Source organism: Bacillus cereus group sp. MYBK220-1, from assembly GCF_051916445.1.
Taxonomy (GTDB): Bacteria; Bacillota; Bacilli; order Bacillales; family Bacillaceae_G; genus Bacillus_A; species Bacillus_A cereus.
Window position 1 is genome coordinate 262,194 of the sequence record NZ_JBQAGQ010000004.1, and the last position, 26,578, is coordinate 288,771.

The following is a 26,578-nucleotide window of genomic DNA, read 5'->3' on the forward strand; positions in this document are numbered from 1 at the left end:
GAGGAGAGCACGTTGAAGTTTTGTGGAACATGTAAAAAGAATGTTGCAGACCATTTGAACTTTTGTCCTGAGTGTGGGAGTAAAGTAGAAGTAATCGTTGATAACAATGCTGCTTCATATACAGAATTACAAAGCGAGACAAAACCAGTGAAAAGTAAGAAAAATTTATTTTTAATCATTGGTTTTGCCATTATTGCTGCATTATTATTTGGGGCATATAAATTTGGAGCATATAAGTTTTCAAAAGAAAAGCAAGTAAATGTAATGATTGAAGCATTCCAAAAGAAAGATATTAATGCAATTGATGAGTTTGTAAAAGCAAATGATTCAAGCTTAAAGATTAAGACAGAGGATCTTAAAGCGTACATGCGTTATTTAAAAGAGAATCCTTCTTACAACAAACAATTACTGTCTTATTTACAGAAAGAGACAGTAGATCAAAAGTTAACAAAAGATAAATCTTCATTTAAGGACGGGGAAATAGTAGAAGAGGGAAAAGAGTGGTTCTTATATCCAAAGTATAAGTTCAGCATGAAATCTTATTATATGAGCGTTAGTACAACTGCAAAAAATGCAGAAATATATGTGAATGACAAAAAAGAAGCAGAGCTTTCTAGTGATAAAACTTCGAAAGAGTTGGGGCCATACTTCCCAGGTACATATGTTGTAAAGGCAACGGCGAAGACAGAACTTACTGAATTAGAAACAGAGAAAGAAGTAGATTTAGCGGATGAACAGAGCGAGAAGGTGAAAGTGGATTTATCGCTTGAAGGCAAGTATGTAAGCATTTCTTCTGATGAAAGTGATGCAACTGTATTTGTGAATGGGAAAAAACGTGGAAAATTAAATTATGGAAGTTATAAGCTTGGCCCTGTATCCACAGATGAAACAGTAGAAGTACATTTAGAGAAAACTACTGATCTTGGTGTGATGAAATCTGAAAGTGTTAAAATTGGAGACCAAAGCACATATTACTTAAAATTCCCGAAAGAAACATCAAGTTCAGCAGTGGGCGAATTTGTAAGAAATCATATTTATGATAACGTACGTGCAATTTCATTAAATGATTTTAGTTTAATTGAAAATAATTATGATAAGAGCGGGAAATCGTATAAGGAAGACCGTGATTATATACAGTATTTACACAAAAAAGGAATTACAGAAGACTTATTAACGATGGAAGTTCGTAATGTAGAGCGTCAAAGTGCTACGAAATATAAAGTAACGACATATGAAGAGTACCATATTCGTTACGGTGATGGATCTGTGAAGTTCAAAAGTTTTAATAACGAACATATTATAACTGTGAATGGAAATGGAAAGATGTTGTATCATTCTCTTGGTGCAAATAATACGTTGAAATCAGAAGATGTATCTGGTCCAACTCGTTAATATGAGAGAAGCTGTTCAATATTTGAACAGCTTCTTTTTTGTAGCTAAATCGATATTTCGTGTCGAACCGTTGATATATTGCGATTTATGATAGATATAATTGAAAAATCGTTGATATATTTTTTTACAATTATGAGTGTGTTTCCTTTAGTATCGCTTGTACATATGGATCATGTAATATTTGCTCTATAATTGGTAACATGTTTTGTTCAAATGGAATGTCGATAGGAAATGGCTTTTGAGAGCCTGGTTTTATTCCATATTGCACAATTTTGTAATGTGTATTGTTTTCAGACTTGAGCACAATTAACTTATAGCGGTTATCATCGCCAGCGAGTGAGAAATCAATAGAAGTAGCGTTATATGTTACTTCATCTTTATATATGTACGGTTTTGGCGTACCAATCCAGTCTACTTTTGCTTGTACATTCATGGGCGTAGCCTCCTTATATGTATTATAAATAAATAAAAGCCAGCCCTCAATAAAGAGAACCGGCTTGTAATTTAGCAGTCATTGGTTATTTTAAAATTTTCACTTTAACAGTTTTGCGTCCCCATTTTTGAGCAGCGCTATCTGATCCAAGTAAGATATCAATACGGTTACCTTTAATTGCACCACCAGTATCTCCAGCGATAGCTTCTCCGTAACCTTCTACCCATACTTTAGATCCTAATGGGATTACTTTCGGGTCAACAGCGATCATTTTCATATTTGGATTCGCAGTTAAATCATGACCCATTGCAGTTAATACACGGCCGCCATATGTGCCACCGTTTTCGCTCGGGTGAGCTGTATATGCTGTAGCTACAACTGTTAACTCACGACCACCAGAAGGTGTGTTAGTTTCAGCAGCTTTTACAGCAGGCTTAGCAGCTGGTTTTGCTTGTGCTGCAGGTGCTTGAGCCTTAGCTGGTGCTTCAGCTTTAGCAGGAGCTGTTGTTTCTTGTTTCTCAATTACAGGTGCTGTACCTGTTAAGAAAGGAACATGAACATAAGCTGTTTTTCCGTTATATTCAAATTGTAACCACTCATTTTGTACTTGGTTCGTTGTTTCGATTACATCGTCTTTCTTCAACTTTCCAAGAACCTCTGAGTTTGTGTTCGCTTCAGCACGTACGTTTAATACGTTAGCTGTTACGTAGTAGATGCTTTTTGTGAACTCTGCACTTACGAATGCGTCTTTACCGTCTAAAGTAATTTTTGACCATCCGTTCTCTGTATTTTGAACATCTATTTTATTACCGTTTAGTAATTTACCGACAACTTTTGATTCAGTAGTAGGGTTTTCGCGTACGTTTAGTACGTCTGTTGTTACAACAGTTTCTGCATTAGCAGATGATGTGAAAATCCCAAGACCAAAAACTGCTGCTGTTGCTATACCAATTAATTTTTTCATGATAGCCTCCATTGCGTTTGTTTTCGTGTCCTCATTATAGCAACAGATTTTTTCGGATTTGGGGAAAACACACAATTACAAACCATTCGTAATAAGTCGTTAACATCCTGTAATATAACAAAAAATATAGGAAAGCGTTTTTCATTCTATATGACTCATAGGTTTCTAGTTATATTCAAAATATTTAATACAACATGTTTTTTTCGACGTAAATAAAAATATTACAAGAATGTTACATGATGTTTACTAAATGATTACATTCCTTGAGTATTTTACCGTTTTATGGGTAATATAGTTATATAAACATAAACATTTTGTTTGTGAAGCTATAAACACGTGCTATATACTAGCAAAAAAACCGCATAATTGTTACAAAACGAAAGGGTTGCAAGGAAGAACTTTGCCCTTTTTTACATATGTAACACATCCTTTTTTAGGAAAATACATTCCTATCCGCGTTTTTCTCACACAATTTGACAGCAGTATTTCTAACTTGTAGCTCTTGCAGAGTGAAAAGGTTATACGAAAGGTAAGGCTGTCCATAAGAATTCGAATTGGTGAAGGTGAAAGTAAGAAAATCACCGCAAAATTATAGTTTTCTATCCGATTTTACATATCGGAATTTATGTTATTTACAAAAGCGAAACCTACGAAGGGGGATTTGATGAGGAAACTGACAAAAACATTCATCGTTTCATTAACATTATGTATTGCATTTACAATTTGGGGGATTATTCCCGAATCTATTATTGGAAAAGGTAGCTTAGGAAATGTAACAACCGCAATTCAAACTGCATTAGTTAGTAAGTTCGGGTGGTTTTATATTATTTCCGTGTCTATTATTTTAGGTGTGTCTATCTTTTTAATTGTTTCGAAATACGGTTCTATTCGTTTAGGTAAAGATGATGATGAACCTGATTATAGTTATATGACATGGTTTGCTATGTTATTTAGTGCTGGTATGGGTATTGGCTTAGTTTTCTGGGGCGTTGCCGAACCATTAAACCATTTATACGCACCTCCGTTTGGAGATAGTGCAACTGAGGAAAGTGCGCGCCTTGCACTGCGTTTTTCGTTTTTCCATTGGGGATTACATCCTTGGGGACTATATGCGTTTGTAGCGTTATGTATTGCTTACTTTACTTTTAGAAAAGGAAAAGCAAGTACGATTAGTGCGACAGTAGGTCCGTTATTTAAGGGCGGGGAACACGGGCGTATTGCTCATTCATTTGATGTGTTAGCTGTTTTCGCAACTGTATTTGGTGTTGCAACGTCATTAGGTCTTGGTGCGAAACAAATTGCAGGTGGTGTTAGTTATTTAACATCTATCCCGAACTCATTAACGACTCAGTTAGTTATTATTGCAATCGTAACAGTATTATTTATGTTATCTGCGCAAACAGGTCTTGATAAAGGAATTAAATATTTAAGTAATACGAATATTATTTTTGCATTTGCACTTATGATCATTGTATTATTTGCAGGTCCAACAAACTTTATTATGAATTACTTCACTTCAACAATCGGTTCTTATATTCAGGAATTGCCAAGTATGAGTTTCCGTTTAAGTCCATTAGACGAAGGTGGGAATCAATGGATTCAGTCATGGACAATTTTCTATTGGGCATGGTGGATTGCGTGGTCACCGTTCGTAGGTACGTTTATTGCTCGTGTTTCACGAGGTCGTACGATTCGTGAGTTTGTTATCGGTGTGTTACTTGTGCCGACCGTAATTGGTGCACTTTGGTTCTCTGTGTTCGGCGGTACTGGTATTCATATGGAGCTGTTTGGTGATGCACATATCTTCGACAAAGTGAAAGAAATGGGAACAGAAGTAGGATTATTCGCTATGTTCGATCAGATGGGCAGTTTTGGATCAGCTTTATCAGTTTTAGGTATTTTACTTATTGCAACATTTTTTATTACATCTGCAGACTCTGCAACATTCGTTTTAGGGATGTTAACGACACATGGTAGTTTAAACCCACCAAATCGTATTAAAATGATTTGGGGTATCGTTCTAGCCGCGATAGCTTCTACGCTATTATATATTGGCGGATTAGAAGCCTTACAAACGGCAGCTATCATTGCAGCATTCCCGTTCGTCTTTGTTATTTTCTTTATGATGGCAGCATTATTTAAAGAGTTACAAAAAGAAGGACGTATGAAGCGTCATTAATAATAGAAGGAAAAGAGCTGATTTCATATCAGCTCTTTTTTATTTCTCTATTTGCCTGTAAAAGTACGATTGGTGATGGCTAATGAAAGTTTCACTTTATATAGAAGGAATTTGAAATGCGGGTAGGGGAAATAAAATACTTTACCATATAAGTAGTATGCCTTTTATATGAAGAAAAAACGATAGGTTTCGACAATATTCGATACCTTACGAATTCTATTCGTATTTTTGTCAAAAATATGTCGGAAATGTGTTGTCACGTTTATATATATGTGCTATATTATTTCCTGTAAGCGATTTCAAATAGTTTTAAAGCGCATTCAAGGGGGACATCTAGAATAATGAAACGTTACGAAAGAAAGTGGAAGCATATTTGTTTGAAACGTGTGGCACATCGTAGTGTCCAAGAAAGCACGGAACCTAAGACTGAAACGCGCAAAGAACAGCAAGAGAAGCAATTGGTTCTACAAAAATAGCAATCACTTTTTCGTATATAAATGAAGGTCGATCGTTCGTTGGGGGATGGACGTGAAATTACTTTCAGCTAAGGGGTATTGTCTGATATATAATTTATACGGCAATAAATAAGCACAGAGCATACGGCGCTCTGTGCTTATTTTTATTATTTATCTTTTTTGAATCGAACTGTCTTATCCCAGCCGATGACTTGTTTCTTACTCTTTGCACGTAAGTATAAGATTAAGCTACGAATAAATAAGTACGTAAAGAGCTGTGCGTACGTAAAGTACATAATAACGCTAATAAAAATATTAGTCGGTGTAAAGGTTCGTTCGACACTCTGGGCACTAAATAATTGAGAAACATATGTAATATATGCGACATACCACATAAATAGTAGCGGAATGCTATATTGAATTTGGAATATCCCGAGTAGCCCAATTACAAACCAAACGTTCGAAATGATTAGGAATAGCCAAAATACAACATACACTAGAACTTGTTGTAAGGAATGAACGAGCAGTTTTCCTTTAAAGAAGCTTAATGACGAGAACATTTTCTCTAAAATGTATAAATTCCCTTGGAGCCAACGTGTACGTTGTTTAATAAGGATTTTTAAATGCTCTGGTTCTTGTTCCCAAGTAACTGATTCTGGGACGATTGGTAAGAGATAACCTTTTTGTGTAATTCGTAATGTTAATTCGGCATCTTCTGCAATTGCATAAGGGTCATAGCCACCAAGCTCTTCTAGTGCAGAGCGACGAAGAAGCATATTTGTTCCTGTCAGTGAGCCTGTTTGGAATAGTAACCAGCGTCCAGATTGCATAAGGAGCTGGAAGATTTGAAATTCTAGCGAAATCATTCGCGTCAGCCAGTTTCTTTTTTCATTTACTGTACGAACATGTCCAACAGCCCCAACAGCATCTTCAGTTGTTTCAGCGTGCTCTACAAGCATTCGCAGTGCGTGTGGCTCAGGCTGGTTATCTGCATCGTAAACACAGAAGTATTCACCATCTGAAATACTAAGGCCGTAGTTTAGTACACGTGATTTACCCTTCGGTTCACCGGGTGGAACACGAATGTGACGAATGTGGGCATAAGCTTTGTCGAAATCATCGCCGATTTCAGGTGTTTCATCTTGAGAGTTATCATTTAATAAATAAATGGTTAGCTTTCCTGGATATTCAATCTTCGCCATTGCCTCTAAAGTATCTTTAATAACGACGCCTTCATTATGGGCAGGTATGAAAATATCGACACTCGGATAATGTTCTAGCGTACGATCTTTTCGTTTACTATTTCGGTGAATTAAGCCCGCAATTGTTAAGAAAGAGTAGTAAACGAGTAAGCCAGAGAATAGAAAGGCCGTAAAAATAAGAACATATTTAATTGAAAATGTGATACTGATCCAAAAAACGAGTACGCAAAACAGAAGAAATAAAAGAAGTATAACGAGAGTCATCATAACAATGTCTGTCCTTTGTTTCCAATTTGCTCGCGTGAAATTTTTATATCTCGGATTGCTTCAGCTGCAAGCCATTGCTCCATTTTGGGCTTTAGGCGGTTCATTACAATATCAGCACCAGCTTCATTTGTGTTTTGTAATAAAATAACTAGCGTATTATTATCATATTCAGCAGCAAGGTCAAAATCATTCCTTACCGTTTCAACTAATAAGGAAGCTACACGGTCCATAACACTTTCCTTCGTATATTTACTAAAGGAAGTGAAATCAAAGTAAACAATAATGCCTGTTTCATTACGACGATTCATTGCAGTCGTTAATAAAGCTTGGCGTCTCTCGAATTCTTGTCTTGTTAGTAATTTTGATTCTCCAATATATTGTTCCAACGTTCTCACACGCTCAGTCAAAGTTTTATTTTCATGAATCACTTTTTTCAATAGGTGAGTTGTTATGTATACAATGAAGAAGTTAGCTGCCATCAGGAAGTGGGTAATCATATATTGCCATTGATCTGATGTACTCCATAAATGAAGCCATGCTTCATAAAACAAATAAAATACGGAAATAATGGTTCCTAGTATGAAGAAAATAAATGCTGTTTTGTCAGCTAAAAATAAGAATAGTACATTTACGATTACGTATATTATTGTAAAAATGAGCGCATGCTCATAATTCGTCACATGTACAGTAGTAAAATAAAATACAATTTGTAGAATCCACATAGAGAGGATTTTATAGAACTTATCTTTCACAAAACTTTCCTCCTTAAAGCTATTTCATCAATAGATACTTGTAGTATGCACAATTATTAAGAAATTGACCATGTCGTTACATTCTTTTGAAGGGCAACGATAAGTAGTATCGCTATTTTCATTAGAAAAATAAAAAGACTTAAACATTATTGTATCATAATGTTCTTATATTTGGCATAAAGTGATTAATAGATGCACAAAAGACGCTTGGATTGCATGAAAAAAGTCTCCTCTTGTAGAAAGAGAAGACTCTATATAAGTTTATAGGAACATCATACCTGCAACTGCTGCATTTAAGAAGTTCGCTAATGTACCAGCGATAACTGCTTTAATCCCTAATTGTGCAATTTGTTTACGGCGAGTAGGAGCTAACGTTCCTGTTACACCTAATTGAATTGCGATAGAAGAGAAGTTTGCGAATCCACAGATTGCAAATGTTAAAATTAGATTTGTTTTGTCAGAGAACTCTGCCATGTGTGGTCCTAAGTTTGCGTATGCAACGAATTCGTTGATTGCAAGTTTTTGACCGATAAAGCTTGCTGCTTGTACAGCTTCACCAGGAGAAACCCCGATTAAGATTGCAAATGGTGATAATAAGTAACCGAAGATTAAATCAAGGCTAAGTTTAATATCGAACAGAGAACCAACCCATCCTAATAATCCATTTAATAAAGCGATTAATGCGATGAAAGCCATTAACATTGCTGCTACGTTAATAACAAGTTGCATACCTTCAGATGCACCGCGTGCAGCTGCATCGATAACGTTTGCGTCTTCACGTTCTGTAGAAAGTTCAACGTTATTATCTACTTTTTCTGTCTCTGGCATAATGAGTTTCGCAATTAATAAGCTTGATGGAGCTGCCATTATTGCAGCTGCTAATAAGTGCTCTAACGGAATACCCATTGCTGCATAGCCGACAAGAACTGATCCAGCAACAGCTGTCATACCGCTTACCATAATAGTGAAGAATTCACTATTTGTTAAGCGTGCTAAGTAAGGTTTAATTAAGATTGGAGCTTCAGTTTGTCCTAAAAATACAGTCGTTACTGAGTTTAAGCTTTCTGCTTTAGAAGTTCCAAGAAGTTTACTTAATGCACCACCAACGACGCTAACAAATTTCTGCATAATACCAAAATGATATAAGATTGCTACTAATGAACTAATAAATACGATTGGAAGTAGTGCTTGAATAAAGAATACAAATCCCCAAGGTCCTTTTGCGTTGACTAAATCCCCAGCAACGAACTTAATTCCCTCGTAAGAAAAATTAATTAATCCTTGAACACCGTCAGCAGCGTGTTTTAAACCTGCTTTACCAGCATCCCATCGTAATACGATAAATGAAAATGACATTTGTAATGCTAGCGCGATTAAAATTGTGCGCCAATTAATAGCTTTGCGGTTGGAAGATAGTAAGAATGCAATTGCTAATACTCCAATCACGCCGCCAATTCCCCATAAAAGATTCATGCAGTGTATGCTCCTTCCTCATAGTAAAAACAGTGTATAAACCAGTTGTCTATACGTTTACGAATATAACATCTTAAGTAACTTATCATAATGGACATCGGAGGTCAAACGTCTAATGAAAAGTTTAAATAAAAAGAAAATTCTTCAAAAAAACACATATGAAATAAATAGACATGAAATAGGTTATGTTTTTTATGGGAATATATACATTATGATAACGTTATGCATTGTTTTTGCAGAATAAAGTGTATGAAATGGAAGAATGGATACATTATTTTTGTAGAGAGAAGGTAGGAGAAAGGGAGTAATATGTTGAACTCATAGCAAAAAAGCCTTCTAGTAAACTAGAAGGCTTTGAAACTATTAATTAAGGTGCTTTCGTGTATCCTAAGAAGTGGCTCTTCCAATAAGAGTTACTTAATGAAGCGATTGCTACACCTTTATCTCCAGCTTGGATAAATGATCCGCCCCCAAGGTAGATACCCATGTGAGAAGGACCAGATTTATAAGTGTTTTGGAAATAAATTAAGTCACCAGGTTGTGGACTTGAAGTTTTTGGTAGGCTACTCCAATATCCTGCAACACTTTGGCGGCTAATGTTATGACCAAATTTCTTAAATACGTGGTAGATGTAACCACTGCAGTCAACACCGTTAGCAGAAGTTCCGCCCCAAACGTATGGTACACCTTGCATTGATTTTGCATATGCAAGTACGGAAGAACTGTCGCCGCTATTATTGCCCGTATTATTATTGTTATTGTTTTGATTGTTATTTTGGTTATTGTTAGGCTTATTATCTACTGCGCCTCCAACTGGTGTTTTAGATAGGTAACGTGTTCCGATATAACCAGTTTGACCGTTGTAGTTAATTTTGCTCCATCCAGAGTTTTCAGAGATTACTTGAACCTTCTGACCTTGTGGAAGTGCGCCTATGATTCTATAATTTGTACCTTCGCCGCTACGTACATTTAGTGCAGAAGCATTAATGTAATAGTCGCCAATTGCACCTTGGTTAGGTTTTTCAGGTTGTTTTGGTTGCTCAGGAGTAGTAGTGCCACCTTTAACGAATTTTACAAATTCGCTACTAACAAAGCCTGTTTTTCCTTGGTAATTTACCTTAAACCAACCGTTTTCAGATCCAACTACGTTTAATGTTGTACCGTTTAAAACGCCACCAATTACACTATGGTAAGCGGCAGGGCCTGTACGAACACGTAAAGATGTAGCGTTAACTACGTAAGAACCACCAGTTTGAATAGTTCCATTATTGTTTTGCTCTTGTTTGTTGCCTTCTGTAACGTTTTCGTTAGAACCGCCTTTTGTTACGTAGTCTTTGCTTATATAAGCAGTTTGTCCTGCGTAATTGATTTTGAACCAATCTTGAACTTCGCCAACAACTTGTACTACTTGCCCTTTTGTAACAGAACCTACAGTTGTGTGAGAAGTGCTAGGACCTGTACGAACACGAAGGGAAGATACATTTACTGTATAGTTTCCGCTTGCTGGTTTTACTTCTTGGTTGTTATTATTCGTATTGTTGTTTGAAGAACCCCCAGTAGAAGAAACGCCAGATACGAATTCGCCACTTACATAACCTACTTGTCCATTATGGTTAATTTTCACCCAACCATTTTCTTGTCCAATTACGTTTAATGTTTGTCCTGCATATACACGTCCAGAAACAGAACTAGAAGTGTTAGGAGCTGTACGTACACGTAATACATCAGCGGTAACTTTATTGTTTCCACCTGTGCTTACATTGTTGTTTGCTGCTCCACTTTTTGATACAAATTCGCCACTAACAAAGCCTGTTTTTCCGTTAATGTTAATTTTGAACCAACCATTTTCTTCGCCAATCACGTTTAGTGATTGACCGTTATAAACGCGTGAGATGATGTCGTGAGAAGTGCTTGATCCCGCACGAACATGTAAGACGCTCGCGTTTACCGTATAAGATGAGTTGTTTGACGCAGAAGCTTGGACAGTTGTAGCAGCTTTTTGTGTATTTTGTTCAGGTGCAGCTTGAACACTATCAAGTGTAGGTGCTGCTCCTCCTGCTACAGACACTGCCGCAAGACCGGCAAGATACTTTTTCATAATTTGTCGATTCCTTTCTGTCTGTAATGTAGTGAAGAAATATTTACCAACTGTTAAAAATTCTAAAGAGCATGTCGATTACTGTCAAGGCTTATGTGGGAATCTGAATATGACAAAAAGATTACAAGAAAAAATCAAGGCATAAATTTACACCTTGATTTCCATTTAAATGCATATATTGAATGTGAAAGGACAGAAATTATTCGGGTTTAAGAAGATGCCATATTGGATTGTAACAAGATTTGATTAAATGATTTTTGCAGTTTTTTGGTGATAGGCCCAACTTGCCCATCTTGAATCGCGGTTCCATCAAGGTGGGTCATTGGTAAAATTTCAATCGTTGTGCCTGTAAAAAAGCATTCATCTGCTTGATAAACGTCACGAACGCTGAAAAGTTCTTCCTGTACAGGTATGTGAAGAGTATTCGCTAAAGAAAGGACATATTGACGAATAATGCCATTTAAAATAAGGTGATTGGCTGGATGTGTGTAAAGAGTTCCGTTTTTAATTAAAAAGAAGTTGGAATGGCTTCCTTCCGTTACAATACCATTCCTTACGAGAAGTGCCTCTTTACAGCCTTTTCGTTCAGCTTTCGTAGCAGCTAGTACGTTTGGTAATAAATTTAATGATTTAATGTCACAGCGTAGCCATCGAGTATCGGGTTCTGATATAGCGCGTATACCATATTCAATCCATAAGGCTGGTCTTTCTTTTTTTGTAATATAGGCATAAATTGTCGGAGGGGTGTCATATGAAAATACATGTGTGCGAGCTTGTACACCACGAGATACTTGCAAATAAATTGTGCCATCTTCATGGAAATGATTTCGTTCAATTAATTTGTAAAGTAAAGTGATGAGCTCAGCTTTTGAGAAAGGGAGCGATAATTCTACTTCTTCCATGGATCGATATAATCTCGTTATGTGCGGATCTAATAAGTGAAAGTTCCCTTTATATAGGCGAATAACCTCGTAGACACCATCTCCGAACTGCGAACCTCTCTCTTCAAGTTCTATGTACGTTTGTTGTTTTGTTGTATCAATAACTTCATCATTCCAAAGTACAAATTTTTCGTATGCCAATTTCCGTCCCATCCTTTCGTAAGTACGTAAGTAACGTGAAACTTTCATTCATGCGAGATAAAAATCACTATAGTAATTTTTATGTAAGCAATTCTCTACATATGACCGTATATGTATTTGTAAATCATAGAGAAGTAAGGATGGTTTACCCCGCATTAACGGGCAGTAAAACTCCTACTTAAAAATTCGGGTGGAGCAAAGAAGTGAATTGGGCGAATAACTGCCCGTAGCTGCCCGATTGGTGAGGGCTGATTAAAGTTTCACTTTACAGCATTTTGTATATACAAATTCGAAAATAAGAATGAGAATCCTGCTTTTAAATAAAAAAAAAGCAACATTCTTATGGAATGCTGCACAAGGAGGGTAGCTATCTTTCATAGGGACATTGTCTCGTTGAATGTTTTGTGTATGGAAACAAAACATGTTGAAAGACAATTATAAGAAAGTAGAAACAAAAGATTTACACACTTCTTTAAGGGATCTTACGAAAGATGAGAGATAAGAAATATGTAGAACCTCGTTTACATATTTTATTATAGAGATTCTTCATTAACACTATGTGAATATTTGGTAAAGGTTATGTAATTTTAAAGTTAATGAATATAAGTAGTTGTATGGAAGAAAATAAAAAAAAGAGGCTGAGATTACTCAGCACTCTTCTTTTCTTCTTTAATAACTGTTTTTACTTCACCAGTTTTGATCTTATTACTTTCAGAGAAGCGAAGTAAGTCACCTTCAATGATTTTATCAGACATGTTCAATTCATTTTGGGCGCGATCAATTAGTGGTTGAGATTCTTCTTTCGGTAATTGTACAACTTCGCCAGTAGCACGGTCATAGAATGTACTGTTTGTGTACATGTATTTATCTGTAACGAAGCTACCGTCACGAAGAACAACGAATCCTTTATTATCAGGTGAGAATACATCATGACCGAATCGAACGTCATTTGTAGAATCTACACCAAGTAAGTTTAGAATAGTTGGTTTAATGTCAATTTCACCAGTTGGTTTCGAAATTGTTTTACCTTCTTTTTGACCTGGAACGTGAATAAACATCGGTGTTTTTTGTAAGTTCATATGGTCAAATGCAGTGATTTCTTCTTTTCCTAAGAACTGTGCCATTGCACGGTTATGGTTTTCAGAAATACCGTAGTGGTCACCGTAGAATACGATTACTGAGTTGTCGTAAATACCTTCTGCTTTTAGACGCTCAATAAAGTGTTTCATTGCTTCGTCTAAGTAACGAGCAGTTACCATGTAACGGTCAAATACGCCATCACCAGAATTGTATTCGTCGATTAATTTTGTACTGTCATCGTAAGTGAATGGGTAATGATTCGTTAAAGTAAGGAAGCGAGTATAGAATGGTTGCTTCACTTGTTTTAACATATCAATAGATTGATCGAAGTACTCGATATCTTTTAATCCCCAGTTTAATTTTGTTTCTGGCGTAATCTTGTAGTCAAGTTCGTTGTAGTAACGATCATAACCAAGTGCTGGATACATAATGTTACGGTTCCAGAATGTTGCGTTGTTTGCGTGGAATACCGACGTGTGATACCCTTGCTGACGTAAAATTTCTGGAGTTGCTGTATATTCATTGTTACCGTGTGTGAAGAATACAGCACCGCGGTCTAGTGGATATAACGAAGTATCTACTAGGAATTCAGCATCAGATGTTTTACCTTGACCAGTTTGATGGAAGAAGTTATCAAAGTAATAACTTTCTTTCGTAAATTGGTTTAAGAATGGTGTAACTTCTTGTCCGTTAACTGTTGCACCAATTAAGAATGTTTGTAATGACTCAAGAGAGACAACAATTACGTTTTTCCCTTTTGCAGTACCGAACATATTTGGATCTGGTTTACTTTGTGTTGTTTTTACGTAGTTTTCTGTTTCTTGTAATTTACTACCGTCAGCGAACGCTTTTTGTGAACTTGATTTTGCTTGTAAGCCAAGATCGTATACTTGGTGTACATATAATCCTAAGTTTTTAACAAGCATAACGCGGTCGAATGAACGTGTTAATAGTTCTGGGCGTTCAGCTTCTGCAAGTCCTAAGTTTGCGAAGAAAATAGCAACTGTTGATACGAAGTATAGAGAACGCATCGGGCGTGCTACACGCTCTGTAGGTGCAAAGTTCTTCATTTTCTTTAATAGAACGAAGAAAACGATAATGTCTGCAAATGCAAGGATAATTTTGTAGTTAAATAATTCTTTCACACTAGAACCTAAACTTCCGAAGTTAGATGTTTGTCCTAGCACCGGTAATGTAACGAAGTCATTGTAGAATCCGTAGAACATTACGTTACCAACAAGAACGATTGTTAAGACAAAATTAATTCCAAGTGCTATATAGTTACGTTTTTTCCCTTTTGCAAATAATGCAAGACCAACAAGCAGTAATGATGCTGCTAATGGGCTAAGGAATAAAATGAATTCTTGCATGAAAGATTCAAGTTTTAAATCAAAGCTTGTGCGTGTAATAAGGTAAGTTTTCAGCCATAAGGCTAAAGCTACGAATAAAGTGAAACGCACATTTTGAAATTGTGATTTCAAGGTTTCTTTCATTCATTTCCACCCTTTCTCTATCAGGCTTGGTCGATTTTGGAGCGAAAAATGCTAAAATAAAAAATACATAGTTTTCTTGGCCATAATTAAAGGTTCTATATTCACCCATATACGACTATAACTATGCATACCCTTTTGGTTTCTTTTGTTGCTCATAAGCATAACGTCATTTCTGTATTATACAACAAAATTCATTTCTGAGAAACACTATAACATTTTACATTTTTTGTATAAGATTTGTCACTACCAGAGAAAACTTTAACATTCGTTTATATGTCCGTCAACTAGAAAATATAACAAAGGTAGAGCAGAATGTTAAGTGGAAGTGAAAATTTTCTTTGTTGAGAAATAAGAAACGAAGATGGGTAAGGGTTATCTAGAAATCTATTATATGAAGGAAATCGTGTGAAAATTAACGAACACTTGTTCTTTTTTGGTTTGTTTGTTACAATGGAAGTTCATTGATAGGTTTTGTGTAATTTCCATGAACTTTTACTGATAACATATTGTAGCTTATTTCTTTTTAAAAATAGGGAGGCTTTTTACATGAAACAAAAATTTTCAGTTGAAGCGTTTTGGAAGAAAGTAAAACATGTTGCAAAGCAAGCAGGGCAGTCGGTCATTTATGCAAGTTTATTACTGTTTTACGTTTTGCAAAGACCCGATGTTCCAAAACGAGTGAAAATTATTGTAATTGGAGCACTTGCTTATTTTATTGCACCGATTGATGCGATTCCAGATTTCATTGCTGGAATTGGCTATACGGATGATTTAGGGGCGTTAACGGCCGCACTAATACAGGTGTCGTTATACGTCAATGAAGATGTGAAAGATAAGGCACGAGTGAAGTTGGCAGAATGGTTTGGTTCGGATATAGACACAACATTTATCGATCAGAAATTAGGTCAATAGGTGAAATCTGTCATGAGGTGACAGGACGAACGTAAGCGAGGAAGTGCATTATGCCATCAGGAAGAACGCATACGAAAATAAACTTAATATCCCTTCCGGTTGTTTTGTTTTTGCTCTTTTCGTATGGATTAACAAATTTTGATTTTTTATTAACTTTTGCAATTGGTTTTTTAGTAGGTACTTCATTTTTAACACCAGATTTAGATACGTACAGTAATGCTTATAACAAATGGGGTTTCTTACGTATATTTTGGTATCCTTATAAGAAAGTAATGCCACATCGATCTTTCTTTACGCATACGATTATACTTGGTGATGTGATTCGTATTGCGTACATGTTAATTGTCTTTTCTCCATTTTTATTACTATTAAATGTAATCGCATTGGATGGTAATTTAATAGAAATTGCGCAGAAACATGAGGTTGAAATTGTAACATTCTTAATGGGAATTGTTGTGGCAAGTACGCTCCACATTATAGCGGATAAAGTGAATACACGCCGAAAGAAAATGATGAGAAAAAAGAAGAAACGCAGAAGATAAAGTGAACGAATTAGGAAAAGGGCCCCTTACAATTTGCAAGGGGCCCTTTTTAAACAAACATTTGTTTAAAATTAAGCTTTCAGCACTTTAATTCCTTTTACAATGTTCCAGATGAAGTAGTATAAGCTGATGATTCCGCAAATAGCTAAGACAATCATTGATCCAATTCCAAGTGTTACATCTGGTTGATCAGATCCAAGACCCATAATTCCTAAAATAGTTACGCCAATGAATGTAGCGATACTTGGAATGATGTGTGTCCATAGAGCACGTTTTGCATGTGGTTTTGTTTCAGCGTCTCCTACAATCCAAACGATAATAGGGAATAAGATAGGGGCAAATAGTACACTAAAGTATGATAACGCAGCTAATATTTTATTTCCGTTCATATATATCACCTCATAAATAATTTCTGTTGTTATACTATTATTATGCAATAATTTTGGCAAACTTCCTATCGATGAACATTACAAGAACGTGACGATTTTGTAAGATTTTCTGTTAAATAATAAAATTTTCAAAAAAATCTTTTTTAATAGAAATTGTTATGGTACAGTATAAATGAAAGTTGTTGAAAACGTTTTCTTAAACGTTTTTTTATTTTAGACTTAAAGGTATGATGACCTGATAGTCTATTGATGGGGTTATTCTATTCAAAAGGGGATTCTTTAGGGGGAGAGAACAATGAACACATGGACACAAGTTTATGATCCATTCGGAAACATTTGGATTTCGGCAGCGGTCGCACTTATTCCGATTATCTTTTTTTTCTTAGCTTTAGCAGTTTTCCGCATGAAAGGGTATGTGGCAGGGTTTATTACAGTTGTACTTACAGTTTTAGTAGCGTTATTCGCTTATAAAATGCCGTTCACGATGGCAATGGCAGCGACCGGATATGGTTTCTTATACGGATTATGGCCAATTGCTTGGATTATCATTATGTCGGTATTTTTATATAAAATTTCTGTGAAAACAGGTCAATTCGATGTGATTCGTGCATCGGTATTATCGATTACGAACGATCATCGTCTACTCGTTATTTTAATTGGATTTTCATTTGGAGCATTTTTAGAAGGAGCGGCAGGATTTGGGGCACCAGTAGCGATTACAGCAGCGCTTCTTGCGGGTCTTGGGTTAAATCCTTTATACGCAGCAGGTCTTTGTTTGATTGCAAATACTGCACCAGTGGCGTTCGGAGCGATGGGAATTCCGATTACAGTTGCTGGACAAGTAACAGGTATTGATCCACATAAAATTGGACAAATGGCTGGGCATCAATTACCGTTCCTATCATTATTTGTTCCATTCTTTATCGTATTTTTAATGGATGGGTTTAAAGGGATAAGACAAACGTGGCCTGCGTTACTTGTAGCGGGTAGTTCATTTGCGATTACGCAGTTCATTACAGCGACATTTTTAGGGCCGGAACTTCCGGATATTACATCGGCACTTGTAAGTTTAATTAGTTTAGCGCTGTTCTTAAAAGTTTGGCAGCCGAAAGAAACTTATCAATCCGGGCAAGTAAATAGTGAAGTAGCAGCAACAACGACAGTAGCATCGATGCCGAAATTAACGTTTGGAAAAGTAGTGAAGGCATGGTCCCCATTTATCGTATTAACGGTTATGGTAGTCATTTGGAGCCAAAGTTTCTTTAAGGCATTATTCACTCCAGGAGGGGCTTTAGAAAGTCTTGTATTTAAGTTTGAAATTCCAGGTCTGCATAATCTAGTAATGAAAGCAGAGCCAATTGTAAATAAACCAACGCCTTACGAGGCAATTCTGAAGTTTGATGTATTATCGGCAACCGGAACAGCGATTTTAATTGCTTGTATCATTTCCATGTTTATTTTGAAAATGAATGTAAAAGATGCAGTAGTGACATTTAAAGAAACGTTAAGCGAATTAAAAATGCCAATTCTATCTATCGGATTCGTACTAGGGTTTGCATTTATCGCAAACTATTCTGGTCTATCTTCCACGTTAGCGTTAGCATTAGCTGGAACTGGCGGACTATTCCCGTTCTTCTCACCATTCTTAGGCTGGATTGGCGTATTCCTAACAGGGTCTGATACGTCTGCGAATGCACTGTTCTCAAATTTACAAGCCATTACAGCGCAGCAAGTCGGCGTATCTGAAGTGCTTCTCGTTGCAGCAAATACAACAGGCGGTGTAACAGGTAAAATGATTTCCCCACAGTCCATTGCGATTGCTTGTGCAGCGGTTGGTCTTGCTGGAAAAGAATCGGATTTGTTCCGTTTTACAGTGAAGCATAGTTTGTTCTTCGTAATTATTGTTGGTATTATGACTTATGTTCAGGCTTATTATTTAACGTGGATGATTCCATAAACAACAAAAGAAATAAACTTTGCATTTTTCAGATTATGGTGTATGATGGGAAAGTATTGAAAATTAAATCAGTGATAAACTAGGGGTGCCTAACGTATGCGTAGGCTGAGAGAGAAGCGCGTGAACTTCTTAACCCTTTGGACCTGATCTGGCTCGTACCAGCGTAGGGAAGTTAACGGCTTTACATAATGATGTCTTTATGAGCCAGGTCCTTATTTTTTTATGGACCTGGCTCTTTTTATTTTGGCATGCGCTGGCCATATCTCGTCCTTGTCACGAACAGGGGGGAATAAAATTTATGAAACAATCTGTTTCAGCTGAGCAAATTGAATTGAAATCGAGTTTACCAGGGAGTAAGAAAGTATATGTGGATGGACCACGAGAAGGCATGAAAGTACCGATGCGTGAGATTGAACAAAGCGAAACGAATGGCGTTCCAAATCCGCCAATTCGTGTGTATGATACGAGCGGCCCTTATACGGATCCTGAGTATAAAGTGGAGTTAGAAAAGGGGATTCCAACGCCGCGCCACTCTTGGATTATGGGGCGTGGTGATGTAGAAGCATACGAAGGGCGTGAAGTGAAACCAGAGGATGACGGTGTGAAAGTGGCTTCGAAACATACACCTGTTTTCCCGCAGATGGATCGCAAGCCACTTAGAGCAAAGCAAGGTGCAAATGTTACGCAAATGCATTATGCGCGTAATGGCATTATTACGTCTGAGATGGAATACGTTGCAATTCGTGAAGGAGTAGAGCCGGAGTTTGTTCGTAAGGAAATCGCAGAAGGCCGCGCTATTTTACCAGCGAATATTAATCATCCAGAAGCAGAACCGATGATTATCGGGCGTAATTTCCACGTGAAGGTAAATGCAAATATCGGAAACTCTGCTGTATCTTCTTCTATTGCAGAAGAAGTAGAGAAGATGACGTGGGCAACGCGCTGGGGTGCAGATACGATTATGGATTTATCTACAGGTAAAAACATTCATACGACGCGTGAGTGGATTATTCGTAATGCGCCTGTACCAGTTGGAACTGTACCGATCTATCAAGCGCTGGAAAAAGTAAACGGAATTGCAGAAGATTTAACATGGGAAGTGTACCGTGATACGTTAATTGAGCAAGCGGAGCAAGGGGTTGATTACTTTACGATTCACGCTGGTGTATTGCTTCGTTACATTCCAATTACTGCAAAGCGTACGACAGGTATCGTTTCGCGTGGTGGTTCGATTATGGCGCAGTGGTGTTTATTCCATCATAAAGAAAACTTCCTATATACTCATTTTGAAGAGATTTGTGAAATTATGAAGCAGTACGATGTTTCGTTCTCTCTTGGAGATGGATTACGTCCAGGATCGATTGCAGATGCAAATGACGAAGCACAGTTTTCTGAGCTTGAAACACTTGGTGAATTAACGAAAATTGCTTGGAAACATGATGTGCAAGTTATGATTGAAGGACCTGGACACGTACCGATGCACTTAATTAAAGAGAATATGGAGAAAGAGCTTGATATTTGTCAGGGCGCGCCGTTTTATACACTTGGGCCACTAACGACAGATATTGCACCAGGTTATGACCATATTACATCGGCAATTGGAGCTGCGATGATCGGTTGGTTTGGAACGGCGATGCTTTGTTATGTAACGCCGAAAGAACATTTAGGTTTGCCAAACAAAGATGATGTACGCACGGGTGTTATTACGTACAAAATTGCAGCGCATGCGGCTGATCTTGCGAAAGGACATAAAACGGCTCATCAGCGTGATGATGCACTTTCAAAAGCACGTTTCGAATTCCGTTGGCGCGATCAATTTAATTTATCTTTAGATCCTGAACGTGCGATGGAATATCACGATGAAACGTTGCCTGCAGAAGGGGCAAAGACAGCTCACTTCTGTTCAATGTGTGGACCGAAGTTTTGTAGTATGAGAATTTCACATGATATTCGTGAATATGCAAAAGAAAATGATTTAGAAACGACAGAAGCAATTGAAAAAGGAATGAAAGAGAAAGCAGAAGAATTTAAAGAAGCTGGTAGTCATTTATATCAATAACACGTTACACCTCTTTACTTGATTGATCACACTGTAGTACCTAACTTTATTATAGAAGAATCCCCATTTGCTAAGACGGTAGCAAATGGGGATTCTGTTGTTTATAAGGCAAAGAAGAGATGTACCCAGTAGAATAAGAGGAATAGTGTGACGACTGTTGTGAGCGGGATAACGATAAGGGATACACTTAAATAGTCTTTCCATTTTACTTTAATTTTGTTTTGTTTCAGAATATACATCCAAATGAGTGAAGCTAGTGTACCAATTGGTAGTAATAGTGAACCGATGTCACTACCAATGATGTTTGCAAGATAGATTGTTTTTAATGTGACTGGATCTAGTCCCATTTCTGTTAATGTGATTGTACCAATCATAAGGGCAGGATGGTTATTGAAGACGTTAGAGAGGATGGATACAAGTCCGCCCATTGCAAAGCTAGCATAGAGTAGATGCTGATTCACAATTGGCTCGAGCCATTGTACAAGTGCAGCTGTTAATCCTGCGTTGTGGAGTCCGTAAATAATGACGTACATAGAGAAGGCGAAAATTAAAATGTGCCACGGTGTCTTTTTCAAAATGTCGACAGGGTTTGTTCGTAAGTAGTACCATCTCCAAATGAGAAGAACGAGTGAACCAAGTACTGCAACGATTTCAATTGGGATGGATAAGAAGGATGCAACGAATAGAAGACAGCGCATCAGGAAGACGAAACCTAATACTTTTAACATGAATCTTGTCCGTTTTTGTTTCGTATCAACAGAATTATTTCCTTTTAGTGGATGGAAGTTTTTCGTGAAGAAAATTTCTTCAATATCATATGAAGAAACAGGTAATTTTTTCGGAAGTTTTTTCTTCAAAACTGTATACATGAGCCATGACATAAATAATAAGCCTAATGTTGCAGGTACAAACATCATAGCAGTATGCATATAAAGAGTCATATTAACGATATTTAATGCAATTAAGTTTACGATATTACTTACACCAATTGGTGCACTAGATGCGGTAGCGATTAAAGCTCCGCTTAATAAATAAGGAATTTGTTGATGTGGTTTTAATTGAAGGTTTTTTAGAAGAAGAATTAAAATGGGAGTTGTAATTAAAATACTACCGTCGTTATTAAATAAAAGAGTCATAAGAAAACATAATAATTGAATATACCAGTATAGACGGCGTCCAGAACCTTTCGCTAGATTTGCCAGTTTCGCTGCGGACCAATGGAAGAAGCCGAAGCTTTCTAATATAACTGCCATGACGATGGTCGCTAATATTGTTATGGAAGCACCGCCAATTTTACTTATAATATCCATGACGTCTGGTTTTGATACAAGTCCAGTAATTATGATGATACCAGCTCCGATTGCTGCTGGCCACGCCTCATTCAAACCTCGAGGCCGCCAAAAGATAACGATCATCGTTAAGAAGAATACAATAATAGTAATCCATATTTCAATGCTCATATTTTGCCTACCTTTCTATTTTCCCTTGAACAGATGTAGCTTGTCTCAAGTTTATATTGGTAGTATATTCAGCAAAAAATAAGAAGAACTAGACGTATAACGAGATGAAGCGAATATGTGTTTTTCAAGCTAAAGGACAAGTGTCACGAATAGTGAAATAACTATTATGAGAGGAGTCTATAAATTATTGGGGCAGTAAAATAGTAAATGAAATTTATATGGGCAATTATGGAGATATATTGACGCAACTTAAAATATATCAGCGATTATTGAAATATATCGGCGCAACTTAAAATATATCAGCGATTATTGAAATATATCGGCGCAACTTAAAATATATCAGCGATTTTTAAAATATATCGACTTATCGACAAAACATGACAAAAGGAGTCTATTCCAAAATGCCTTTTGGGACAGACTCCAAGACTATATTATTTTTCCTTCAAAAAAGTACGATCCTTCAAGAATAAATTCCAGAAGAAAATAAATCCTGGTAATAAAATTGCAATCCCAATTGCGTATAGAATGAGCAGTGCATAGAACGTTTCTGTCGTTGTGAAGCTTGTAAATACAGTTACGTCAGGATAAATAATATACGGTAAATGCGCGACGCCGTAAGCGTAGCTTGCAAATGCATATTGAGCGACGACAGCTAAAACGGCAATGCGAGGGTATCCTAGTGTATTGTATTTTTTGTTTGTCCACCAAAGGGACGAGTATCCGATAACGAATAAAACAATAGAAACTGTAAACCACGGGAATTGCTTTATTAATCCTTGCATAAGCCAATGTGTTTCTGGGTCCATTACAACGAGGGCGATGATTGCTGTAACGAGCGTTGCAGGACCAAGAATGATAGCATTTCTTCTATAAATTCTATACGTATCTTCTGAACTTTGTTCTCTCGCAAAATCAGCAAGAAAGAGAGAGGAGAGAAATAGTTCAGACGTTAGTCCGAAAAGCATATAACAGTAGATAACCGGGCTAGAAAGAAGTTTTCCATACAGGAGTACTTCTTTTCCTTCAGACATTGTAATATAGGCTCCCTCTGTAACGGGTAAAACGGTAATTAATAGTGCTGGAATTAAGAGACCAGTAATACCTGAAATAACCCGAAGAAGGTACTGATATTTTGGCAAGGAGTAAGCAAATACCATAAACGTACTACGTACTGCAACGAGCACTAAAATTAACATAACTGGTACGAACATTACTGTCGCAAGAGTAAAGGCCGCTTTCGGAAAGAAGCCGAGAAATGCGACAACGACGAAGACGAGAAACGTATTTGTTACCTCCCAAGTTGGTGATAAGTACCGATTCGCAAGTTTAGCAGCGAGCGTCGGATGTTTTGCGTATACCATGCCCCAAAAACCAGCTCCAAAATCGATGGACCCTAGTATACTGTATACGAAAATAAGGGCCCATAAGATGATGATTGCAATACTTTCCTCATGCATGAGAATCGCCTCCTTGGTGTTGTAAATCATTCTTTAATGGATGTCTTCTAAAGAATGTCCGTAGAACAATGACTGTTAAAATAGCGAGTCCAATATATAAAATGATGAACAAAACAAATAAAGGACCGACGAAATCGGCGCGTGTAGATGCATCGACGGTACGTTGCATACCATAAATTGTCCATGGTTGACGACCGCTACAACTGAAAATCCATCCGAATTCAATACCGAGCATCATAATTGGTCCGCATGCGGCAGTCCCCCAAAGTAGCCACTTCGGTAGTTCTGTTCCCTTTTTTCGGTAAACGAAGTACCAATATAAGAGCGCAATTGCTGCAACTGCAAAGGTAAACGCAGCGGTGCCGACCATTAAGTTGAATAGTGTATGTGTATAAAATGGTGGCCATGTTTCTTGGGGAAATTCCTTTAGACCTTTTACGACAGTGCTAGGGTCTAGTCCCACTAATAAGCTAAGCATGTTGGGAATTTCAAGTGCATAGTTTAGTTCAAGTGTATTGGGATCCACAACTCCGCCAATGGATAGCGGTGCGTGTGATGTCGTTTCAAATAAAGCTTCAGCAGATGCAAGTTTTTCAGGTGAGTGTTTATGTAAGGCGATCGCTGATTCATGTCCTGAAAGCCACATCGTAGCGCCTGTAATAAATGTAACGACAAGCCCTAATAGCAGCCCTTTTTTATGATAAGCAATTTCACGTGTACTTAAATTTTTCTTCAATAATTTAAATCCAGCGATAGAAGCAATGACAGCCGCACCAGTTGCATAAGCCGTAATAACGACGTGGAATGCACTTGTACCAAAACTCGGATTAAAGAAAGCTTTCCAAGGATCAACGTTAAAAACAGATCCATCTGGATTCATTGAAAAGCCTGCTGGTGTATTCATCCATGTATTTGCTGATGTAATAAGCACGGCGGATGCCGTGGCACCAAGCATGACGAAAAATAGCGAGATTAATCTCATAAATGGAGGAAGTTTATCGGCTGCATATACGTAAATCGACATGAATAAAGCCTCCAAAAAGAAGGCGAAAATCTCAATTTGGAAGGGAACAGAAATAACTTGCCCAACAATTTTGGCGAAACCAGGCCAAAGAAGTGAGATTTGCACACCAACGATTGTTCCAGTTGGAATTGCTACACCGAGAAGAATAGCAAACGCCTTTGTCCATCTTTTCGCCATAATGGCATAGTCGGAGTCTTTCTTCCAGTGATAGAGTATTTCGCTTATAAAAATCATCAATGAAAGTCCGACCCCAAGTGTTGCAAAGATAATGTGGAATGCTAATGAAGAACCGAAAAATGCTCTTGCTAATGTTACCGTATCCATATGTAAACTCCTCTTCTTTTTTGCCATTATTTTCTGATTGAATTGGAAGATTTATTCAAAAAAACTACCAAAAATATATATGTATTTAAAAAGTGAATATGATAATATAATGTTGTAATATTTTGAATAGAAAGAAATAAATAGTTGGTCATGTTTTGTTTGTTTTTTGCTCAGGAATCTTTTATAATCTTTTATGCGAACATAAGTTCTATTTTTGGAATGAAGAAGTTTATGTGAAATGGAGAGGGTGTTTTATGTATCCTGAAGTCATTAAAAAGATGGCATTTTCAAAAGAGCATAGAGATTTATTATTGAAGCTATATAATAAAGAAATTACACGTCGTGAATATGATCGACTTGTACAATCGCTATATAAACCTTCTAAAGAGGTTTGCGAGGGATAGAAATGGGGGGAGACAATCTAATAGATTGTCTTTTTTAAATTTATGTATGTTCTGATAAAATTAAGGTTAGCCTTACTAGGGAGGTGAAAAGATTGCGGAAACGTTTATATATAGGGATTGGAGTTATCTTCTTAATCGCTTTAGGTGGAATTGTATTTTGGTCAGCTTTACAAGGAAACCGTACAGAAAATTTTATTTTAAGACATATGGTGAATGACAATGGAACACTTGCCACGTATCGTTTAGTAGATACTAAGGCAGGTACGGGTGAAGCTAAGGGACGTGAAGCTTTATCAGAATCGGCGGGATTATGGTTACAGTATACACTTGATAAAGATGATCAGGCGTTATTTGATGAGCAAGTAAAGGTTATTCAAGATAATTTCATATATAAGAATCATATCGTTTTATGGAAACTCTCTGAAAAGGGAGAGAGGCAGTCAGCTACAAATGCACTTATAGATGATCTTCGTATTATAGAACAATTATATCGTGCTTATGAAATTTATAAGGAAGAGCGTTATAAAAACCTTGCCGATCAATTAAGTGATGCTGTACTTCGTTATAATAAAAAAGATAATTATTATGTTGATTATTATGATGCAGATGCAGGGAAACAAAATAATTTTGTAACAACATCATACATAAATCCGCGTGCATTCTCCTATATGAAGAAGTACGGCAAAGTTTCTGCTCAGCAATATCAGGAAGTCGTTCAATTTTTAGCAGATTATCCAAGGCATGGCTGGGCATTCCCAAAAGAGTATAAAGAAGATGGTACATTTACGTACGATAAAGAAGTGAATCTTATTGACCAATCATACGTTGCATATCATCGAAGTTTAGGTGGTCTTTCATCAGCTGCTTATTTGGAATTTATAAAGAAGAAGTTCCAGGAGGATGGAAAGCTATACGGTCGTTACAATTTAGAAACGGGAAAACAAACGGTGAATTATGAATCGCCGGCCGCGTATGGACTAACGATTTTGTACGTACTACAAACAGGTGATACAAAGTTTGCGAAGGAATTGTATGATCATATGGCCACATTCCGAAATGACAACGTATTTAGTAGATATTACGGTGGATATGTAACAGGTGAAAATAATAATACGCATATTTTTGATAACGTACTACCACTTTTAGCTGAAATGGAATTAAAAAAGAGTGAACAATAAAA

20 protein-coding genes and 1 riboswitch are annotated in these 26,578 nt (G+C 36.9%); of the genes, 8 read left to right on the plus strand and 12 right to left on the minus strand.

The genetic code is table 11. From position 1 onward, the window contains the following. The first annotated feature begins 12 nt into the window (after positions 1 to 12). The gene (locus tag ACTFRU_RS18935; RefSeq protein WP_440037750.1) at positions 13 to 1,392 is read left to right on the plus strand and encodes a zinc ribbon domain-containing protein; all 1,380 of its coding nucleotides are present in this window, start codon (positions 13 to 15) and stop codon (positions 1,390 to 1,392) included. Positions 1,393 to 1,522: 130 nt separating this feature from the next. On the opposite strand, the gene ACTFRU_RS18940 is transcribed toward ACTFRU_RS18935, so the two are convergent. Beyond that, the gene (locus ACTFRU_RS18940) at positions 1,523 to 1,825 is read right to left on the minus strand and encodes a DUF3910 family protein (RefSeq protein WP_001102539.1); all 303 of its coding nucleotides are present in this window, start codon (positions 1,823 to 1,825) and stop codon (positions 1,523 to 1,525) included. Positions 1,826 to 1,910: 85 nt separating this feature from the next. Next, positions 1,911 to 2,789 carry a cell wall-binding protein EntA gene (locus ACTFRU_RS18945; RefSeq protein WP_000733331.1) on the minus strand — a complete coding sequence of 293 codons (879 nt, stop codon included), beginning with the start codon at positions 2,787 to 2,789 and terminating at the stop codon, positions 1,911 to 1,913. 664 nt (positions 2,790 to 3,453) lie between these two features. Here ACTFRU_RS18945 and opuD point away from each other — a divergent pair. Next, positions 3,454 to 4,968: a glycine betaine transporter OpuD gene (opuD, locus tag ACTFRU_RS18950; RefSeq protein WP_001229103.1), complete on the plus strand. Its 1,515-nt coding sequence runs from the start codon at positions 3,454 to 3,456 to the stop codon at positions 4,966 to 4,968. 622 nt (positions 4,969 to 5,590) lie between these two features. Here the strand turns inward: opuD and ACTFRU_RS18955 are convergent. From ACTFRU_RS18955 to ACTFRU_RS18980, 6 genes are all read right to left on the minus strand, one after another. Beyond that, the gene (locus ACTFRU_RS18955; protein ID WP_000988751.1) at positions 5,591 to 6,892 is read right to left on the minus strand and encodes a glycosyltransferase family 2 protein; all 1,302 of its coding nucleotides are present in this window, start codon (positions 6,890 to 6,892) and stop codon (positions 5,591 to 5,593) included. Continuing rightward, positions 6,889 to 7,644, minus strand: a complete 756-nt coding sequence (locus tag ACTFRU_RS18960) for a diguanylate cyclase (RefSeq protein WP_016123788.1) — start codon at positions 7,642 to 7,644, stop codon at positions 6,889 to 6,891. The genes ACTFRU_RS18955 and ACTFRU_RS18960 overlap by 4 nt, the downstream gene beginning before the upstream one ends. A gap of 261 nt (positions 7,645 to 7,905) precedes the next feature. Continuing rightward, complete coding sequence (locus tag ACTFRU_RS18965) at positions 7,906 to 9,117, minus strand: NupC/NupG family nucleoside CNT transporter (RefSeq protein ID WP_001051019.1); 1,212 nt, start codon at positions 9,115 to 9,117, stop codon at positions 7,906 to 7,908. A 367-nt stretch (positions 9,118 to 9,484) separates the two neighbouring features. Then, on the minus strand, positions 9,485 to 11,215 hold the full coding sequence (locus tag ACTFRU_RS18970; protein ID WP_061113488.1) for a C40 family peptidase: 1,731 nt from the start codon (positions 11,213 to 11,215) through the stop codon (positions 9,485 to 9,487). 209 nt (positions 11,216 to 11,424) lie between these two features. Beyond that, complete coding sequence (locus ACTFRU_RS18975; protein ID WP_080120341.1) at positions 11,425 to 12,309, minus strand: D-amino-acid transaminase; 885 nt, start codon at positions 12,307 to 12,309, stop codon at positions 11,425 to 11,427. A gap of 632 nt (positions 12,310 to 12,941) precedes the next feature. Beyond that, positions 12,942 to 14,870, minus strand: coding sequence for an LTA synthase family protein (locus ACTFRU_RS18980; protein WP_000665335.1), 1,929 nt, complete (start codon positions 14,868 to 14,870; stop codon positions 12,942 to 12,944). Positions 14,871 to 15,416: 546 nt separating this feature from the next. Here ACTFRU_RS18980 and ACTFRU_RS18985 point away from each other — a divergent pair. After that, the gene (locus tag ACTFRU_RS18985) at positions 15,417 to 15,782 is read left to right on the plus strand and encodes a YkvA family protein (RefSeq protein WP_000810369.1); all 366 of its coding nucleotides are present in this window, start codon (positions 15,417 to 15,419) and stop codon (positions 15,780 to 15,782) included. A 50-nt stretch (positions 15,783 to 15,832) separates the two neighbouring features. Then, positions 15,833 to 16,324 carry a metal-binding protein gene (locus tag ACTFRU_RS18990; protein ID WP_001139061.1) on the plus strand — a complete coding sequence of 164 codons (492 nt, stop codon included), beginning with the start codon at positions 15,833 to 15,835 and terminating at the stop codon, positions 16,322 to 16,324. Between the two features lie 71 nt (positions 16,325 to 16,395). On the opposite strand, the gene ACTFRU_RS18995 is transcribed toward ACTFRU_RS18990, so the two are convergent. Further along, complete coding sequence (locus tag ACTFRU_RS18995) at positions 16,396 to 16,713, minus strand: DUF4870 domain-containing protein (RefSeq protein WP_001014099.1); 318 nt, start codon at positions 16,711 to 16,713, stop codon at positions 16,396 to 16,398. A gap of 295 nt (positions 16,714 to 17,008) precedes the next feature. On the opposite strand from ACTFRU_RS18995, the gene lldP reads away from it, so the two are divergent. Next, positions 17,009 to 18,670 (plus strand): L-lactate permease, encoded by a 1,662-nt coding sequence (gene lldP, locus ACTFRU_RS19000; RefSeq protein WP_046393082.1) that lies wholly within the window; start codon positions 17,009 to 17,011, stop codon positions 18,668 to 18,670. A gap of 71 nt (positions 18,671 to 18,741) precedes the next feature. Next, positions 18,742 to 18,857, plus strand: a riboswitch (TPP riboswitch). Between the two features lie 111 nt (positions 18,858 to 18,968). Next, complete coding sequence (gene thiC, locus ACTFRU_RS19005) at positions 18,969 to 20,729, plus strand: phosphomethylpyrimidine synthase ThiC (protein WP_000814484.1); 1,761 nt, start codon at positions 18,969 to 18,971, stop codon at positions 20,727 to 20,729. 101 nt (positions 20,730 to 20,830) lie between these two features. On the opposite strand, the gene ACTFRU_RS19010 is transcribed toward thiC, so the two are convergent. The 3 genes from ACTFRU_RS19010 to cydA form a co-directional block, all read right to left on the minus strand. Then, positions 20,831 to 22,189 carry an arsenic transporter gene (locus ACTFRU_RS19010; protein WP_000021123.1) on the minus strand — a complete coding sequence of 453 codons (1,359 nt, stop codon included), beginning with the start codon at positions 22,187 to 22,189 and terminating at the stop codon, positions 20,831 to 20,833. Between the two features lie 431 nt (positions 22,190 to 22,620). After that, positions 22,621 to 23,646, minus strand: coding sequence for a cytochrome d ubiquinol oxidase subunit II (locus ACTFRU_RS19015; protein WP_000544187.1), 1,026 nt, complete (start codon positions 23,644 to 23,646; stop codon positions 22,621 to 22,623). Next, positions 23,639 to 24,994 carry a cytochrome ubiquinol oxidase subunit I gene (gene cydA / locus ACTFRU_RS19020; protein ID WP_000381980.1) on the minus strand — a complete coding sequence of 452 codons (1,356 nt, stop codon included), beginning with the start codon at positions 24,992 to 24,994 and terminating at the stop codon, positions 23,639 to 23,641. The genes ACTFRU_RS19015 and cydA overlap by 8 nt, the downstream gene beginning before the upstream one ends. A 254-nt stretch (positions 24,995 to 25,248) precedes the next feature. Between cydA and ACTFRU_RS19025 the strand changes: the two genes are divergently transcribed. Both ACTFRU_RS19025 and ACTFRU_RS19030 read left to right on the plus strand, forming a co-directional pair. Then, entirely contained in the window at positions 25,249 to 25,398 is a 150-nt protein-coding gene (locus ACTFRU_RS19025) for a hypothetical protein (RefSeq protein ID WP_000283179.1), read from the plus strand. Between the two features lie 92 nt (positions 25,399 to 25,490). Next, positions 25,491 to 26,576, plus strand: a complete 1,086-nt coding sequence (locus ACTFRU_RS19030) for a transcriptional regulator (protein ID WP_440037751.1) — start codon at positions 25,491 to 25,493, stop codon at positions 26,574 to 26,576. Positions 26,577 to 26,578: the final 2 nt, after the last annotated feature.

Coding starts and splice junctions, on each gene's coding strand:
- ACTFRU_RS18940 (WP_001102539.1), bottom strand. CDS start 1,825: ATGAATGTACAAGCAAAAGTAGACTGGATTGGTACGCCAAAACCGTAC.
- ACTFRU_RS18945 (WP_000733331.1), bottom strand. CDS start 2,789: ATGAAAAAATTAATTGGTATAGCAACAGCAGCAGTTTTTGGTCTTGGG.
- opuD (WP_001229103.1), top strand. CDS start 3,454: ATGAGGAAACTGACAAAAACATTCATCGTTTCATTAACATTATGTATT.
- ACTFRU_RS18955 (WP_000988751.1), bottom strand. CDS start 6,892: ATGATGACTCTCGTTATACTTCTTTTATTTCTTCTGTTTTGCGTACTC.
- ACTFRU_RS18965 (WP_001051019.1), bottom strand. CDS start 9,117: ATGAATCTTTTATGGGGAATTGGCGGCGTGATTGGAGTATTAGCAATT.
- ACTFRU_RS18970 (WP_061113488.1), bottom strand. CDS start 11,215: ATGAAAAAGTATCTTGCCGGTCTTGCGGCAGTGTCTGTAGCAGGAGGA.
- ACTFRU_RS18975 (WP_080120341.1), bottom strand. CDS start 12,309: ATGGGACGGAAATTGGCATACGAAAAATTTGTACTTTGGAATGATGAA.
- ACTFRU_RS18980 (WP_000665335.1), bottom strand. CDS start 14,870: ATGAAAGAAACCTTGAAATCACAATTTCAAAATGTGCGTTTCACTTTA.
- ACTFRU_RS18985 (WP_000810369.1), top strand. CDS start 15,417: ATGAAACAAAAATTTTCAGTTGAAGCGTTTTGGAAGAAAGTAAAACAT.
- ACTFRU_RS18990 (WP_001139061.1), top strand. CDS start 15,833: ATGCCATCAGGAAGAACGCATACGAAAATAAACTTAATATCCCTTCCG.
- ACTFRU_RS18995 (WP_001014099.1), bottom strand. CDS start 16,713: ATGAACGGAAATAAAATATTAGCTGCGTTATCATACTTTAGTGTACTA.
- lldP (WP_046393082.1), top strand. CDS start 17,009: ATGAACACATGGACACAAGTTTATGATCCATTCGGAAACATTTGGATT.
- thiC (WP_000814484.1), top strand. CDS start 18,969: ATGAAACAATCTGTTTCAGCTGAGCAAATTGAATTGAAATCGAGTTTA.
- ACTFRU_RS19010 (WP_000021123.1), bottom strand. CDS start 22,189: ATGAGCATTGAAATATGGATTACTATTATTGTATTCTTCTTAACGATG.
- ACTFRU_RS19015 (WP_000544187.1), bottom strand. CDS start 23,646: ATGCATGAGGAAAGTATTGCAATCATCATCTTATGGGCCCTTATTTTC.
- cydA (WP_000381980.1), bottom strand. CDS start 24,994: ATGGATACGGTAACATTAGCAAGAGCATTTTTCGGTTCTTCATTAGCA.
- ACTFRU_RS19025 (WP_000283179.1), top strand. CDS start 25,249: ATGTATCCTGAAGTCATTAAAAAGATGGCATTTTCAAAAGAGCATAGA.